Below are 15165 nucleotides of genomic sequence, written 5' to 3'. Positions count from 1 at the left end.
AGTTTTGATTACAAAGCTCTTTTTTTTATTTTTAATTTACATATTTTTTTATAAAATATGTAATATTTAAAGCTATATAAAAATATTAATTATAAAGAATGATTTACTTTTTTAGTATGAAAGGATGGGGAACGTTAATGCTTGATTGTGATTTAAATATCTTTCCTCCTAAAGTAGTTGTATTTTTAAAAGACTATGAAAAAGATAAGATTCAAGAGATTAGAGTTAAAATAAACAATCCAATAATAATTTATACAAATAAAGAAGAAGTAGTATCTAATATTAATATAAATAGAGAGGAATTTAATTTTATTATTAAACGTATATCAAATTATTCTATATATGCATATGAAGAAGAGTTAAGGCAAGGTTTTATAACATTAAAAGGTGGACATAGAGTTGGAATTGCTGGTGAGTGCGTAATGGAAAATAACAAAGTGAAAACTATAAAAAATATATCTTCAATAAATATTAGAATATCTAGAGAAATTATAGGATGCTCAAGAGAAATAATTAAATTTATAGTAGATAAAAATAAGGTAAAAAATACATTAATAATATCTCCACCAAAATGTGGAAAAACTACTATACTAAGGGATTTATCTAGGGTTATTTCAAATGGAAGCTTTGATACGAAAGGTAAAAAAGTAGTTGTTATAGATGAAAGGAGTGAAATAGGAGGATCTTATCTTGGTATTCCGCAAATGAATTTAGGTATAAGGACAGACATATTAGATAATTGTTTAAAAAAAGAGGGGATGATAATGGCAATAAGGTCATTATCACCAGAAGTTTTAATATGTGATGAAATAGGAACAGAAGATGATGTTAAGGCTTTAAATACAGCTTTTAATTCAGGGGTAAATATTATTATTACAGTTCATGGAAATAATCTATATGATATTAAATCAAGAAATATATTTAAGAATCTTTTCCAAAATGGAATTATAGAAAGGGTAATAGTTTTAAGCAATAAGCGTGGAGTAGGAACTATAGAAAATATATATTCTGTAAAGAAAGAGGGAGATATTATATGTTTAAATTAATTGTTTTATCTATAATATTTTTAATATTTTCTTATTTTGGATATATATATGGAGAAAAATTTAACAATAGATATAAAATTTTACAAGAAATACTTAAGGCTATAAATATTTTACAAAATGAAATTATGTACAATAGTACAGCTCTTCCAGAAGCATTGAATGTAGTTTCGGAAATATGCAGAGATCCATTAAGTTTATTGGTAAAGGATGTATCTAGATTAATTTATAAGGCAGAAGAAAATAGTATTTTTGATATGTTTAAGATATCATACGAAAAATATAAAGAAGATTTATGTTTGAAGAAGGAAGATATTAGAATTATATCAGATTTTTTAAAGTCTCTTGGAGAACTAGGGGTATATGGACAAGAAAAAATGTTTGAATTAGCAAAAGCTAATTTAAATATTAATATAAAGGATGCACAAATTATTGCAGAAAGAAATATAAAGCTATATAGATACTTAGGAGTATGTGTTGGTGCTATGATATTTATATTTTTTATTTAAATGGGGAGGGAGTTTATGTTAAACATTAGTATATTATTTAAAATTGGTGGAGCTGGAATATTGTTAATAATACTAGATAAAGTTTTGAAAAGTAGTGGTAAAGATGATATTGCTGTTATAACTAATATAGCAGGGGTAGTTATTATATTACTTATGATAGTTTCAATGATTGGGGATTTATTTCAGTCAGTTAAAACTATATTTATTTTATAGGTGACAATATGATTATTTTGAAAGTAGTATCATTTGCTCTTGTTGCATTATTCATTATACTTTTATTTAAAAATAGTAGGTCTGACATAGCTGTTTTAATATCTATAATAGCAGGAGCTACAATGCTTATATTTATTTTAGGAGAGCTTCAGCAAATAATAAATTTTCTTAGGGAAATATCTTATAAAGCGGGAATAGACACTGTTTATTTAGGGATAATAATGAAAATACTTGCAATTGCTTATATAGCATCATTTGCATCTGAAGTATGTAAAGATGCAGGGGCGTCTACTATTGGATCTAAAGTTGAATTTGCTGGAAAGATAATGATTTTAACTATGTCAATACCGATACTTATGGCTGTTTTAGATTCTATTTTAAAAATAATTTAGGTGATATATATGAATTTAAAATATAAAAAAATTACTATTACATTATTTATTACTATATTATTTTCTACTATGTTTGTAGCTTTTATTAATTCAAGAGAAATAATAGTAAGTGCTAAAGAAAACTTAATTGATGAGTCTATGAATAAAGAAACAAAAGAAGAGTTAAATAATTTATATAACTATATAAATAATATGAAAACAGATGTTGAACTTATAAACGAATTAAATCCAGCTGAATATATAAAAAGTTATATAAGTGAAGGTCATGGAAACATAAGTTTTGATAAATTAATGAAAAGTGTAGTTAGCTTATTATTTAAAGAAGTTAGAACGGTGCTTAATTTAGTTGTTTCTGTGGTAGTAATAGCAATACTTTGTTCTTTAATTAAGAGTTTGCAAGATGCATTTAAAAATGAGAGTATATCACAAATTGCGTTTTTTGCCTGTTATTCAATATTAATTATGGTATTATCTAAAAGTTTTATAGTATCAATATCTGTGGCAACAGAAGCCATTAATGAAATTGCAAATTTTATGGCAGCTCTTTTGCCTGTATTAGTTACTATGATTGCTCTAGCTGGTGGATTTATGCAAGCCGCAACATTAGATCCTATAATTTTAGCATCTGTAACTTTAATTCCAAAAATATATGTAACAGTAATAATACCTTTAATTTTGATAAGTTTTGTTATGACTTTTGCAAATAATATTTCTAATGAACATAAAATAGACAATTTATGTAAATTATTTAAACAAGTTATTTTATGGTTACAAGGAATAATTATAACTGTATTTATTGCAATACTTACAATAAGAGGAATAACGGCAGATACTATGGATGCGGTTGCGGTAAAAACAGCAAAATTTGCAATAGATAATTTTATTCCTATTGTAGGAAAAACCTTTTCTGATGCAATAACTTCTGTTGCTGGATATTCATTAATAATAAAAAATGCAGTTACTGGAATAGGTCTTATAGTTATAGTATTAGTTTTAATATATCCAATAATTAAATTAATTTTAATGTCTTTTATATATAAATTATCAGCAGCTCTTGTAGAGCCTATAAGTGATAAAAGAATAACTAACTCTATCGCAGCTGTAGGAGATTATTTAATTCTTTTAATGTCTTGTGTAATTAGCGTTAGCTTTATGTTCTTTATTTTGCTTGGAATAATGGCAACAGCTAGTAAATTTATTGTAGGAGGGTAATTAGATAATTGGATTTAATAAAAAATTTTGTGATTATTTTAGTGACATTATTAATATTTATATCAGCAATTGAAATTATAGCTCCAGATAATAGTATGAAAAAATATGTGAAATTTGTATTAGGATTAATTTTAACTGCAGTTATATTAAGCCCTATTTTATCAATAGTATTAGATGGAGAAACTAAGCTTAAAGATTCAATAGATAAATTTCAGAAGCAATATAGTGAGAATGAAAAAAAGAATCAACATAATGAACAAAATGTTTTAAAAATTCAAGAAAAAAATTTTAAAGAAAATCTTTCGAAAAATTGTGAGTCTATGTTAAAAAAACAATTTAAAGATTTAGATTTTTCTTGTGATATAGATTGCGATATAGATATTAAAGATGAAAAATTTTTAATAAAGTTAGTTAATGTAACTATTAAAGATAAAAATATAAAAAAAATTAAGAAAGTAGAAAAAGTTGAAATAAACAAAGAAAATAAGAAAGAAGAAAAGAAAGAAAATAAAAATAGTGAGTTTAAGGAAGTTGTAGATTTTATATCCAAAGAGTTTCAAATTGATGAGAATAAAATTAATATATATAAAGTGGAGTAAAGGGGATTATTTATGAATAAAAAAAAGTTTAAGGAAATTTTAGATGAATTTTTAAGTAAAAAACATATAAATGTTTTAATTGTCATAATAATAATTATAGTTTTCTTAACTACAGCTTTAAGTGTAATAAGTAAAAATGAAAATAATCAAGCTAAAGAAACTCTAAGCAGTGAATTAGAGAAAGAGATAAATAATGAAAGAACAAAAGAAAGTAAGGATGAATATGAGGCAAGTCAAAAAGAAGAGCTTACAAATATACTACAAAATATAAGTGGTGTAGGTTCAGTTAGTGTAATGATGACATTTGAAAGTGGTGAGGTGAAAATACCAGCTTATGATAAAGATACTCAAACTTCAGTAACAGAAGAAGAAGATAGCGAAGGTGGAAAGAGGGTAAATGAGCAAAAAAATGATGGCTCTAAAGTTGTAATGAGTACTAATGATGATGGAAATGAACCATTTGTAATTCAAACAAAAAAGCCTAAAGTAATAGGGGTAGTAGTAGCTGCAGAAGGAGCTGAAAATAGCAAAATTAAATATGAGATTCAAAAGATGGTTTCAACTCTTTATGATTTATCAGTAGATAAAGTTAATGTTCATCCGATGAAAAAGTAAAAGTTAATGTATATATTAAAAATACTTAGCATATAATTCAATAAGTAAAGGATGGGAGGTAATAAAAAATGAACAAAAAACAATTTGGGATTATTTTTACTCTACTTGGCTTAATAATATGTGTAGGACTTTTAGCAAGTAAACTAAATGAGGGTGGATTTAATGATCCAAGTGATTTAAGTCAAGTAATTGCAAATGAAGAAGAAAAAGAAAAAGAGCAAGAAACTTCAGCACAAAAAGACTTTTTCTATGATGCAAGAGGTGAAAAAGAACAAAAAGATGCAGAAACAATTCAAAATCTAAAAGCTATTGTAGAAGATAAAAATACAACAAAAGAGCAAAAAGCAAATGCTCAAAAAGAATTATTAGAAAAAACTAAACAAAATTCTATTGAAAATAGAGTGGAAATGAACATAAAAAATAAAGGAATAAAAGATGCTATATGTTATGTTGATGGTGATAAAGCAAAAGTATTTGTAAAAACTGAAGGCATAGATCAAAAAATGAGTTTAGAAATTCAAGAAATAGTACAAGATGTTGCTAATGTAAATGATATATCAATAGAAGTAAAAAAATAAATCCGTTGTAATGCCATATCATATTTGATATAATAATTCTAAGATAAATAGTTTTGATATATACAAAACATAGGAGGTCGAATTAGATGGAAAACTTCAATAATGATAGCATTGGAATTGTTAAGATTTCTGATGAAGTTGTTTCAGTTATTGCGGGAATTGCTGCAGAAGAGATTGATGGGGTTATGGAATTCCAACATGGCGTTACAAACAACATATCACAATTACTTAAAGGTAAAAAGTCATCTGGTAAAGCAGTTAAAGTTACGTTAGAAGAAGATAGAGCTAAGATAGAGATGGCAGTTACTGTAGAGTATGGTGTGAAGATTCTAGATGTTATAGGTTCAGTTCAAGAAAATGTTAAAAAGACTGTTGAAGCTATGACTGGTTTAGTTGTAAGTAGTGTAGATGTATATGTTCAAAACATCTACTTACCAAAGAATTCAGAAAAAGAATCAAAGGAGATTTAATCGCACCCTCTGATATTCAGAGGGTGTTTCCTTGTTTGAATATATAATGATTAATACTATTAGAATAAGTCTATAATTTAGAAGAAAAGCATTTTAGGAGGAAAAAATGAGCAGAAAATTATCAAGAGAAAAAGCAATGGAATTAATATTTAGTACTATGTTAACTAAGGAATCACATGGAGAAGCAATTGAAACATTTGTAGATAACTATGAAGGAAACATAAAAGAAATAGATTTAGAATACATAAAAGAAGTCCTAAAAGGTGTTGAAGAAAACAGAGAAGAAATAGATGAATTAATTAAAAGCAATCTTCAAAAATGGAAGATTGATAGAATATCAAAAGTAAATCTTTCAATCTTAAGACTTGCTATATATGAAATGAAATATGTAAGTGATGTTCCAGAAAAAGTTGCTATAAATGAAGCACTTGAAATAACAAAAAAATATTCAGATGAAAAATCAGTTTCATTTGTTAATGGAGTATTAGATAAAATATATAAAAATAAGTAGGTGTTTATATTGGGGAAAGTTATTAATTGCAAGGAAATATCAGAAAAATTAAAAGAGGATATAAAACAATTTATAAATGAAAGAAGAAATAAAGGTCTAATAGTACCAAAAATTTCATCTATTTTAGTTGGCAATGATGGCGGCTCAATATATTATTTGAATTCACAAGAGAAGATAGCAACTTCTCTTGGGGTTTTATTCGATAAAGTAATATTAGAAGAAAATATTACGGAAGATGAGTTAATAGACCTAATAAATAAACTTAACTGTGATGAAAGTGTTCAAGGTATAATGATTCAGTTACCACTTCCAAAACATATAAATGAAGAAAAAGTTGTAAATACAATATTAAGCACAAAAGATATAGATTGTTTGACTTATGAAAATATTGGTAGATTATATTTAGGAAATCCTGAGTTTTTACCATGTACACCTAATGCTATAATGACTGTTCTTAAAGAAAGCAATATAGATTTATCAGGAAAAGAAGTTGTTGTTGTTGGAAGAAGTAATATAGTTGGTAAGCCAGCTTTACAACTTCTATTAAATGAAAATGCTACAGTAACAATATGTCATTCAAGAACAAGAGATTTAAAGAGTGTATGTAAAAGAGCAGATATATTAGTTGTAGCTATTGGAAAGCCAAAATTTATAACAGCTGATTACATAAAAGATGATGCTATAGTTCTTGATGTTGGAACTTCAAGTTTTAATGGTAAAATAACAGGAGATGTAGATTTAGAGGATGTTTTAGATAATGTTTCTATGATTACAAAAGTACCAGGAGGTATAGGATCAATTACTACAACTTTACTTATAAAAAATGTTTGTGAGGCAATTAAGAAAAATGAGAATTAAGGTTTTAAGTGTTTCAGAGGTTAATAACTACATTAAAAAGGTAATAGACAATGATTTTATATTAAGAAATCTCTCTGTAAAAGGAGAGATTTCTAATTTAAAATATCATTCTAGTGGACATATATATTTTTCACTTAAAGATGAAAAAGGTAAAATAAATTGTGTTATGTTTAGAAGTGATTCTTTAGGTCTGGATATAGAACTAAAAGATGGAATGGAAGTAATTGTTAGAGCTAGAGCATCTATTTATGAAGCAAATGGGAGCTTACAGCTTTATTGTACTGAAATTACTCAAACAGGACTTGGGGATCTTTATATAAAGTTTGAGAAATTAAAAGAAAAGCTGTTAAGAGAAGGTCTTTTTGATGATAAAAAGAAAAAGACTTTACCTAAAAATATTAAAAGAATAGGAGTTGTAACTGCTTTAACAGGTGCAGCTATACACGATATATTAAATGTAACCAAAAGAAGAAATTCTTCAGTTGATATAGTTTTATACCCTGCAAAAGTTCAAGGTGAAGGTGCATATAAAACCGTAATAAAAGGTATAGAATATTTTAATAAAAATAAATCTGTTGATGTTATAATTATCGGAAGAGGTGGAGGATCAATTGAGGAACTTTGGAATTTTAATGAAGAGGAATTGGCATATTCTATATTTAAGTCTAAAATACCTATAATATCAGCTGTTGGTCATGAAGTTGATTATACAATATCAGATTTTGTTGCTGATATTAGAGCAGCTACTCCATCTCAAGGTGCAGAACTTGCAGTAATTAACCAAATAGAGTTAAAAAATGAAATTATAGGATTAAAAACTTTACTAAATAAAAATATTGATAGTATAATAAAGCTAGAAAAAAATAAATTAAATTCAATGGATAAGATATTAAGATTAAATTCACCAATTATTAAAATAAATAATAATTATATGGAGTTAGATTCTATAAGTGATAAGCTAAATACAATAATTAAAACAAAACTTTCAGGAGAAAAAGGGAATCTTAAAGAAATAGCTTCACTTTTAGTTGCAAATAATCCTCTTAATATTTTAAATAAAGGATATACTATTATAAAAAATAATGAAAATAAAATACTAAAAAGTAAAAATGATATAAAAAATAATGAAATAGTTGAAATAGTATTTAAAGATGGAACTTTAAAAGGTAAATTTAGTATTGAATAAAGGAGAAATAATATGGCTAAAAAAGTTAGTTATGAAGATATGCTTTCTAATTTAAAAGATATACTATCAAGGCTTGAAGAAAATGATTTAACTTTAGATGAATCTATAAAAGAATATGAAAAAGGTATAAAACTTGTTAATAAACTTTATAAGACATTAAATGATTATGAAGGAAAGATATCTGTAGTTATAGATGATAAAGAAACGGGGTTTGAAGATATAAATGAATATTAATGACTTAAAGTATGAAATAGATGCTTATTTACGTGATTATTTTAAAAATAAAGGCAGTTATAATAAATTAATTTATGATGCTCAAAGTTATAGTTTGAATATAGGTGGAAAAAGGATAAGGCCAATATTGACACTTCTTACTTATGGACTTTATAAAACAGATGTAAAAAAGGCTATGAAAATGGCATGTGCAATAGAAATGATACATACATATTCATTAATACATGATGATTTACCTTGTATGGATGATGATGATTTAAGAAGAGGTAAACCAACGAATCATAAAATTTATGGAGAAAATATAGCTGTTTTAGCAGGAGATGCATTATTAAATGAAGCAATGATAATACTTATGCAAAGTGCCTTAGAAAATGGAGAAGACGGATTAAAGGCAGCTATTGAAATATCAAAATCTTCAGGATCTGATGGAATGATTGGAGGTCAAGTAGTTGATATTTTAAGTGAAGGTAAAAAAATATCTTTAGAAGAATTAGAATATATGCATTCAAAAAAGACTGGAGAGCTTATAAGATGTTCAGTGATTTCAGGAGCATTATTGGCTAAAGCACCAGAAGAGGATTTATATAAATTAAATGAATTTGCAAAAAAATTAGGTCTTGTTTTCCAAGTTAAGGATGATTTATTGGATGTAATTGGTTGTGAAGAAAAATTAGGTAAAAAAATACATGCGGATGAAAACAAAGAAAAAACAAATTTTGTTACAGTATATGGAGTAGAAAAGTGCGAGGAAATTTGTAGATTACTTACAGAAGAATGTATTGAATTATTAAATGGATTGTCTGTTGAAGCTAATAATTTAATAGAAATTACAAATAACCTTTTAAATAGGGAATTTTAAAAAGAAGGTTGGGATGATATGAAGGATATTTTAAATAAAATAAAATCTCCTAATGATATGAAAAATTTAACAACTGAAGAACTTAATGAGTTATCAGAGGAAATAAGAAAATTTTTAATAGAATCTGTTTCACAGACTGGGGGACATTTAGCTTCAAATTTAGGTGTAGTTGAACTTACATTAAGCCTATTTAAAGAATTTGATTTTAATAATGACAAGATTGTATGGGATGTTGGACATCAAACATATGTACATAAGATATTAACAGGAAGAAAAGAAGGATTTATAAATCTTAGAAAACACAATGGGATGAGTGGATTCCCAAAAAGAAATGAAAGTAAATACGATTTTTTTGATACTGGTCATAGTAGTACATCAATATCCTCAGCTTTAGGATTTGCAAGAGCACGTGATTTAAAGAGAGAAAAAAACAATGTAGTTGCTGTTATAGGTGACGGAGCTTTAACCGGTGGAATGGCTTTAGAAGCATTAAATGATTTAGGTTTTAGAAAAACAAAAATGATTATAATATTAAATGATAATCAAATGTCTATATCAAAAAATGTAGGAGGATTATCATCATATTTAAATAAAATGAGAATGAAACCTAATTATAATAAATTTAAAGAGGAAGTTAATAATAAATTAAATGTTAGTTCAACAGGAAAAAGAATTGCAAAAAAATTAAGTAAAATAAAAGATAGTATAAAGCAACTTGTTGTTCCATCAATGTTGTTTGAAGATATGGGACTTAAATATTTAGGTCCTATAGACGGACACGACATTAATGAAGTAACAAAAGTTTTAAACTATGCAAAGACAATAGATGGACCTGTAATTATACATGTTGTAACACAAAAAGGAAAAGGATATGAACTTGCAGAAAAAAATCCTAATAAGTATCATGGAGTTTCTCCATTTAATTTAGAAAATGGTGAACCGGTAAATACTGCTAGGTCTAGTTATTCTAAAGCTTTTGGTGAAGCTTTAGTAAAAATTGCAGAAGAGGATAAAGATGTAGTTGCTGTAACTGCAGCTATGCCAGATGGTACTGGATTAAATGGGTTTAAAGACAAATTCAAGGATAGGTTCTTTGATGTTGGAATAGCAGAACAGCATGCGGTTACTCTTTCAGCAGGAATGGCTTGTGCGGGATTAAAGCCTATATTTGCAGTGTATTCAACATTTCTTCAAAGAGGATTTGATCAAGTTCTTCATGATGTTTGCATACAAAACCTTCCAGTTATTTTTGCAATAGATAGAGCTGGGTTGGTTGGAGAAGATGGAGAGACACATCAAGGAATATTTGATATATCTTACCTTTCGATAATACCTAATATGACTATAATGGCTCCAAAATGCTTATCAGAAATTGATATTATGCTAAGATGGGCATTAAAAAAGGGGACTCCTGTAGCAATAAGATATCCTAGAGGTGGAGATACAATAGATAATATAGATGGGTTAAAAAATATAGAATTTTCAAAATGGGAAGTTTTAGATGAAGGAAAAGATGATAAAATAGCCATAATAGCATGTGGTAAGATGACTCAACATTCTATTTTAACAAAAAATTTATTAAATAAAGAAGGCATATATCCAAAGTTAATTAATGCCACATTTATAAAGCCTTTAGATGAAGGTGTTTTGCAAGAATTAGTTAATGATGGATATGATATAATAACAGTTGAAGACAATATAATAAAAGGTGGAATGGGATCTAGTATACTACAATCTATCAATAGATATGGTTTTAAAGGAAACTTTAAATCTATAGGTTATGATGATAAGTTTATAGAACAGGGAGACGTAAATGTTCTTTATAGCGATGAATATATGGACCCAAAAGGAATAAAAGAAGAAGTTTTAAAACTATTAAACAAAAGGAGATAAAAATGGCAGAAAAAAAGGAAAGGCTTGATATATTATTAGTAGAAAAAGGAATAATAACATCAAGAGAGAGAGCAAAGACTAATATAATGGCTGGAAAAGTATTTGTTGATGGTATACGTATTGATAAAGCAGGTGCAAAAGTAAGTGTAGATGCTAATATTGAATTTAAAGGTGATACAATACCATATGTTAGTAGAGGTGGACTTAAATTAGAAAAGGCAATGAAAGAATTTCCTATAACATTAGAGAATAAAGTATGCATGGATATAGGAGCATCAACAGGCGGATTTACAGATTGTATGTTACAAAATGGAGCTAAAAAAGTTTTCTCAGTAGATGTTGGATATGGACAGTTTGCTTGGAAGCTTAGAACTGATGAAAGAGTCGTTTGTATGGAAAGAACAAATATAAGATATGTAACTCCAGATGATATAGGAGAAAAATTAGACTTTGCATCAATAGACGTATCTTTTATATCACTTAAAACAATTATGCCAGCAACTTTAAATTTATTAAAAGATAATGGTGAAGTAGTAGCTTTAATAAAACCTCAATTTGAAGCGGGTAGAGAAAAGGTTGGAAAAAAGGGAGTTGTAAGAGAAGCTAGTGTTCATAAAGAGGTAGTTGAGTCAATAGTAAATTATTTATTAGAAAATAATCTTAATGTATTGGGTGTTAGTTATTCTCCAATAAAAGGTCCAGAAGGAAATATAGAGTATTTAGTTTACTTTACTAAAGATAAGGACAAAAATAGTGTTTTTAATTTAGAAGATATAGATAAAGTTATTAAAGCTTCACATTCAGAAATATAAGGATTGAATGTTTATGAAATACATAGGTATTGCAATAAATCCATCTAAGGATCCAGATGGTAGTATTCTTGATTTAGTTAAAAGAAAAATAAAAGATGAATTTAAAAATATAAGATTTAAGGTATTAAATACTTACGAGTTAAAATATGAAGATATATCTAAAGATATGGATTTAATTGTTGTGTTAGGCGGAGATGGAACTTTACTTGGAGTTTCAAGAATTATTTCTAATAAAATAGATATTCCTTTATTAGGTGTTAATATAGGAAATTTAGGTTTTTTAAGTAGTATACATATATCAGAATTAGATGAAGCAGTAAAAAAATTAAAAAATGGTTTATATAAAATAGAAAATAGAATGCTTCTTAGTTGTTCTATAGATGATATAATTAATGATGATCAAGTGGCTTTAAATGATGTAGTTATAGCTAGAGGAACATTATCTAGAATGACAAATTTTGAGATATATGTAGATGATAGATATTATACATCTTTTAAAGGTGATGGATTAATAATAGCTACTCCTACAGGTTCTACTGCATATTCATTTTCAGCTGGGGGACCGTTTATATATCCAGATTTAGATGTTATGTTATTAACACCAATATGTCCACATACAAAAAGCATGCAAACTATGGTGTTAAGAGGAGAAAGTACAATAAAAATAAAAACTTTTCATCATGATGAAGAAGTTTATTTAACTATTGATGGACAAAAAGTATATAAGGTGAATGAAAATTCTATAATAAAGGTTAGTAAAACTTATAAAGAAGCTAAGCTTATACAGTTTGATAATTATGATTATTTCAAAGTTTTAAGAACAAAAATTTTAAATAAATAATAGAATGAGATGGTGAGGTACAGTGAAATCAAAAAGACATGAAAGAATATTAGAGATAATAAAAGAAAAGGATATAGAAACACAAGAAGAGCTTGCAGAAGAACTAAAAAAATCAGGTTTTGACGTTACTCAAGCTACAGTTTCAAGAGATATAAAAAATTTAAAGCTATTGAAAATGCAATCTGCTTTTGGAAAGTATAAGTATGTAGTTCCAACTAAAGATACTACAAATATAACAGATAAACTTGCAAATATTTTAAAAAATGCAGTAGTAAGTGTTGAAAATATAGATAAGATGGTAGTGGTAAAAACTTTTACAGGTGGTGCTTCAGCAGCAGCAGAAGCTATAGATAGTCTTGATTTTGATGATATAGCTGGAACTGTAGCTGGAGATAATACTATATTTATATTGGTTAGAAGTATTAGTGGAGCAGAAAATCTTGTAGAAAAAATAAATAGTAGAATTAATGATTAAATATAGGTGATATAAATGCTGATACAGTTAAATATTAAAAATTTTGCTCTTATTGAAAATATTTCTTTAGATTTAGGAAGTGGATTTAATATATTATCAGGAGAAACTGGTGCAGGTAAATCAATATTAATTGATGCTATAGACTATGTATTAGGTGGTAAGTTTTCTAAAGATTTAATTAGAACTGGTGAAGAAAGAACAAGAGTTGAGGCTATATTTAGTATAGATTCAAATGATTTAAGAGGAGTTTTAAATGAATTAGAAATTGAATCAGATGATGTATTAATAATATCTAGAGAAACATTAATAAGTGGAAAAACTATAATAAAGGTGAACGGGAAAAGTTTTATTGTATCTCAATTAAGGAAGATACGTGAAAAGTTATTAGATATTCATGGACAGCATCAAAGTCAAAATCTTCTACAAAAAAGTAGTCATGTGAATTATTTAGATAATTATATAGGTAGTGAAGTTGAAGTTGAAATAAAGAAATTTTTAGATTTAAGAAATAAACTTTTAAATATAAGAGAAAAAATTAAGTCTATAAGTGGAAATAATGATAAAGAAAAACTTGCTGATTATATTAAATTTCAAATTGAAGATATAGACAAAGCAAATCTTAAGATTGGTGAAGAAGAAGATTTAAAAGATCAGTATAATATTTTATCAAATGCAGAAAAAATAACAAAATCAGTTAGTGTTAGTTATAATTTGTTAAATGGTGTTGAATCAGCCGGTATAATAGAAAATATATCTAAAGTTTTAACTGAATTAGGTTATGTTGAAGAGCATCTTTCTAAAATAAAAGAAAAGCGTGAAATAATAGAAGAGGCTTTTTATAACATAGAAGAAACTTCTAGAGAATTAAGAGATATTTTAGAAGAAATATATTATGATGAAGAAGAATTATCTAAAATAAATGAAAGACTATTTTTAATAAATAGTTACAAGAAAAAATATGGTGGTTCTATTGAAGCTGTGTTAGATACTTATAATAATTTAAAGCAACAATATGAAGAGTTAATTAATGCAGAAGAAATAATAAAAGAATTGAAAGAAGAAGAAAAAATAATATATAATGATATGAAAGTATTAGGTGAAAAAATATCAAATATAAGAAAGAAATATAGTGGAGAACTTAGAGAAAAGATTTTAACGGAACTTTCTTATGTTGGATTGGATAAATCTAATATGAATATCTTAATAGAAACTAAAGAAAATTTTGATGAAAAAGGATTTGATGATGTTACATTTATGATTTCAACTAATCCTGGTGAACCTATGAAATCATTAGAAAAAGTTTTATCTGGTGGGGAATTGTCAAGAATAATGCTAGCTTTAAAATGTGTTTTTGCAGATAAAGATGATATACCTACTTTAATTTTTGATGAGATAGATACTGGTATAAGTGGTCAAGTAGGACAAAGAGTTGGAGAAAAAATGTATCAAGTATCAAAAAATCATCAAGTATTATGTATAACTCACTTACCACAAATAGCTATTCTTTCAGATCATCATTATTTTGTTTCAAAGGAAATTAGAAATGAAAAAACTTTTACAAATATAAGATTATTATCAAATGAAGAAAAAATATATCAAGTAGCTACAATGTTAGGCGGAGATAGTGTAACTAATGCAACACTGGAAAATGTAAGAGAAATGTTTAATAATTCTATTATAAAAAAAAGTGAATTAAAATCTATATAAATACATATATAGAGTGATAATTGGAAAAAATAAAATCACGGTAATTACGTGGTTTTATTTTTTTATTTTTTAAAATTTTGTCTATTATAGAAATGTTAATATAGAATACATAGCATGTCCTAAGGGTAACTTAAATATAAAGACAAAGGAGGAGAGAT

General features: G+C 26.4%; 19 protein-coding genes. All 19 read left to right on the top strand.

Going from position 1 to position 15165, the window contains the following annotated elements:
* Positions 1-116 precede the first annotated feature (116 nt).
* The 19 genes from spoIIIAA to recN all read left to right on the top strand — a co-directional run bounded on the left by spoIIIAA (position 117) and on the right by recN (position 15007).
* Positions 117-1046 (top strand): stage III sporulation protein AA, encoded by a 930-nt coding sequence (spoIIIAA, locus tag AC4FQ1_RS02050; protein WP_491168806.1) that lies wholly within the window; start codon positions 117-119, stop codon positions 1044-1046.
* A complete protein-coding gene (gene spoIIIAB / locus AC4FQ1_RS02045; protein WP_491168805.1) occupies positions 1034-1552 on the top strand; it encodes a stage III sporulation protein SpoIIIAB in 519 nt (172 codons plus the stop codon). The genes spoIIIAA and spoIIIAB overlap by 13 nt, the downstream gene beginning before the upstream one ends.
* A 15-nt stretch (positions 1553-1567) precedes the next feature.
* Positions 1568-1765, top strand: a complete 198-nt coding sequence (gene spoIIIAC / locus AC4FQ1_RS02040; protein WP_491168804.1) for a stage III sporulation protein AC — start codon at positions 1568-1570, stop codon at positions 1763-1765.
* Positions 1766-1773: 8 nt separating this feature from the next.
* Entirely contained in the window at positions 1774-2157 is a 384-nt protein-coding gene (gene spoIIIAD, locus AC4FQ1_RS02035; RefSeq protein ID WP_303130413.1) for a stage III sporulation protein AD, read from the top strand.
* A gap of 9 nt (positions 2158-2166) precedes the next feature.
* Positions 2167-3369, top strand: coding sequence for a stage III sporulation protein AE (gene spoIIIAE, locus AC4FQ1_RS02030; protein ID WP_491146946.1), 1203 nt, complete (start codon positions 2167-2169; stop codon positions 3367-3369).
* Positions 3370-3377: 8 nt separating this feature from the next.
* Entirely contained in the window at positions 3378-3968 is a 591-nt protein-coding gene (spoIIIAF, locus tag AC4FQ1_RS02025) for a stage III sporulation protein AF (RefSeq protein ID WP_491146947.1), read from the top strand.
* A 12-nt stretch (positions 3969-3980) separates the two neighbouring features.
* Entirely contained in the window at positions 3981-4583 is a 603-nt protein-coding gene (gene spoIIIAG / locus AC4FQ1_RS02020; RefSeq protein ID WP_491146948.1) for a stage III sporulation protein AG, read from the top strand.
* 68 nt (positions 4584-4651) lie between these two features.
* A complete protein-coding gene (locus AC4FQ1_RS02015) occupies positions 4652-5161 on the top strand; it encodes a SpoIIIAH-like family protein (RefSeq protein ID WP_303130419.1) in 510 nt (169 codons plus the stop codon).
* Between the two features lie 86 nt (positions 5162-5247).
* Positions 5248-5631, top strand: coding sequence for an Asp23/Gls24 family envelope stress response protein (locus AC4FQ1_RS02010; RefSeq protein ID WP_024615037.1), 384 nt, complete (start codon positions 5248-5250; stop codon positions 5629-5631).
* A gap of 106 nt (positions 5632-5737) precedes the next feature.
* Positions 5738-6142 carry a transcription antitermination factor NusB gene (gene nusB / locus AC4FQ1_RS02005; RefSeq protein WP_491168803.1) on the top strand — a complete coding sequence of 135 codons (405 nt, stop codon included), beginning with the start codon at positions 5738-5740 and terminating at the stop codon, positions 6140-6142.
* Between the two features lie 9 nt (positions 6143-6151).
* Positions 6152-7000: a bifunctional 5,10-methylenetetrahydrofolate dehydrogenase/5,10-methenyltetrahydrofolate cyclohydrolase gene (locus AC4FQ1_RS02000; RefSeq protein ID WP_491168802.1), complete on the top strand. Its 849-nt coding sequence runs from the start codon at positions 6152-6154 to the stop codon at positions 6998-7000.
* Positions 6990-8186: an exodeoxyribonuclease VII large subunit gene (xseA, locus tag AC4FQ1_RS01995; RefSeq protein ID WP_303130422.1), complete on the top strand. Its 1197-nt coding sequence runs from the start codon at positions 6990-6992 to the stop codon at positions 8184-8186. The genes AC4FQ1_RS02000 and xseA overlap by 11 nt, the downstream gene beginning before the upstream one ends.
* A gap of 12 nt (positions 8187-8198) precedes the next feature.
* Positions 8199-8420: an exodeoxyribonuclease VII small subunit gene (locus AC4FQ1_RS01990; RefSeq protein WP_303130424.1), complete on the top strand. Its 222-nt coding sequence runs from the start codon at positions 8199-8201 to the stop codon at positions 8418-8420.
* Positions 8410-9279: a polyprenyl synthetase family protein gene (locus AC4FQ1_RS01985; protein WP_303130425.1), complete on the top strand. Its 870-nt coding sequence runs from the start codon at positions 8410-8412 to the stop codon at positions 9277-9279. The genes AC4FQ1_RS01990 and AC4FQ1_RS01985 overlap by 11 nt, the downstream gene beginning before the upstream one ends.
* Before the next feature lie 18 nt (positions 9280-9297).
* A complete protein-coding gene (dxs, locus tag AC4FQ1_RS01980) occupies positions 9298-11172 on the top strand; it encodes a 1-deoxy-D-xylulose-5-phosphate synthase (RefSeq protein WP_491168801.1) in 1875 nt (624 codons plus the stop codon).
* Between the two features lie 2 nt (positions 11173-11174).
* Positions 11175-11984 carry a TlyA family RNA methyltransferase gene (locus AC4FQ1_RS01975; protein ID WP_491168800.1) on the top strand — a complete coding sequence of 270 codons (810 nt, stop codon included), beginning with the start codon at positions 11175-11177 and terminating at the stop codon, positions 11982-11984.
* 13 nt (positions 11985-11997) lie between these two features.
* The gene (locus AC4FQ1_RS01970) at positions 11998-12825 is read left to right on the top strand and encodes an NAD(+)/NADH kinase (RefSeq protein ID WP_303130430.1); all 828 of its coding nucleotides are present in this window, start codon (positions 11998-12000) and stop codon (positions 12823-12825) included.
* 22 nt (positions 12826-12847) lie between these two features.
* Positions 12848-13300 (top strand): arginine repressor, encoded by a 453-nt coding sequence (locus tag AC4FQ1_RS01965; RefSeq protein WP_303130432.1) that lies wholly within the window; start codon positions 12848-12850, stop codon positions 13298-13300.
* 15 nt (positions 13301-13315) lie between these two features.
* Positions 13316-15007 (top strand): DNA repair protein RecN, encoded by a 1692-nt coding sequence (recN, locus tag AC4FQ1_RS01960; RefSeq protein ID WP_303130433.1) that lies wholly within the window; start codon positions 13316-13318, stop codon positions 15005-15007.
* Positions 15008-15165: the final 158 nt, after the last annotated feature.

It is taken from the genome of Clostridium sp. TJA020 (genome assembly GCF_058310295.1).
The sequence above is the reverse complement of the archived record's forward strand: the minus strand, read 5'-3'. Positions and strand labels throughout refer to the sequence as shown.

Coding starts and splice junctions, on each gene's coding strand:
- spoIIIAA (WP_491168806.1), top strand. CDS start 117: ATGAAAGGATGGGGAACGTTAATGCTTGATTGTGATTTAAATATCTTT.
- spoIIIAB (WP_491168805.1), top strand. CDS start 1,034: ATGTTTAAATTAATTGTTTTATCTATAATATTTTTAATATTTTCTTAT.
- spoIIIAC (WP_491168804.1), top strand. CDS start 1,568: ATGTTAAACATTAGTATATTATTTAAAATTGGTGGAGCTGGAATATTG.
- spoIIIAD (WP_303130413.1), top strand. CDS start 1,774: ATGATTATTTTGAAAGTAGTATCATTTGCTCTTGTTGCATTATTCATT.
- spoIIIAE (WP_491146946.1), top strand. CDS start 2,167: ATGAATTTAAAATATAAAAAAATTACTATTACATTATTTATTACTATA.
- spoIIIAG (WP_491146948.1), top strand. CDS start 3,981: ATGAATAAAAAAAAGTTTAAGGAAATTTTAGATGAATTTTTAAGTAAA.
- AC4FQ1_RS02015 (WP_303130419.1), top strand. CDS start 4,652: ATGAACAAAAAACAATTTGGGATTATTTTTACTCTACTTGGCTTAATA.
- AC4FQ1_RS02010 (WP_024615037.1), top strand. CDS start 5,248: ATGGAAAACTTCAATAATGATAGCATTGGAATTGTTAAGATTTCTGAT.
- nusB (WP_491168803.1), top strand. CDS start 5,738: ATGAGCAGAAAATTATCAAGAGAAAAAGCAATGGAATTAATATTTAGT.
- xseA (WP_303130422.1), top strand. CDS start 6,990: ATGAGAATTAAGGTTTTAAGTGTTTCAGAGGTTAATAACTACATTAAA.
- AC4FQ1_RS01990 (WP_303130424.1), top strand. CDS start 8,199: ATGGCTAAAAAAGTTAGTTATGAAGATATGCTTTCTAATTTAAAAGAT.
- AC4FQ1_RS01985 (WP_303130425.1), top strand. CDS start 8,410: ATGAATATTAATGACTTAAAGTATGAAATAGATGCTTATTTACGTGAT.
- dxs (WP_491168801.1), top strand. CDS start 9,298: ATGAAGGATATTTTAAATAAAATAAAATCTCCTAATGATATGAAAAAT.
- AC4FQ1_RS01975 (WP_491168800.1), top strand. CDS start 11,175: ATGGCAGAAAAAAAGGAAAGGCTTGATATATTATTAGTAGAAAAAGGA.
- AC4FQ1_RS01970 (WP_303130430.1), top strand. CDS start 11,998: ATGAAATACATAGGTATTGCAATAAATCCATCTAAGGATCCAGATGGT.
- recN (WP_303130433.1), top strand. CDS start 13,316: ATGCTGATACAGTTAAATATTAAAAATTTTGCTCTTATTGAAAATATT.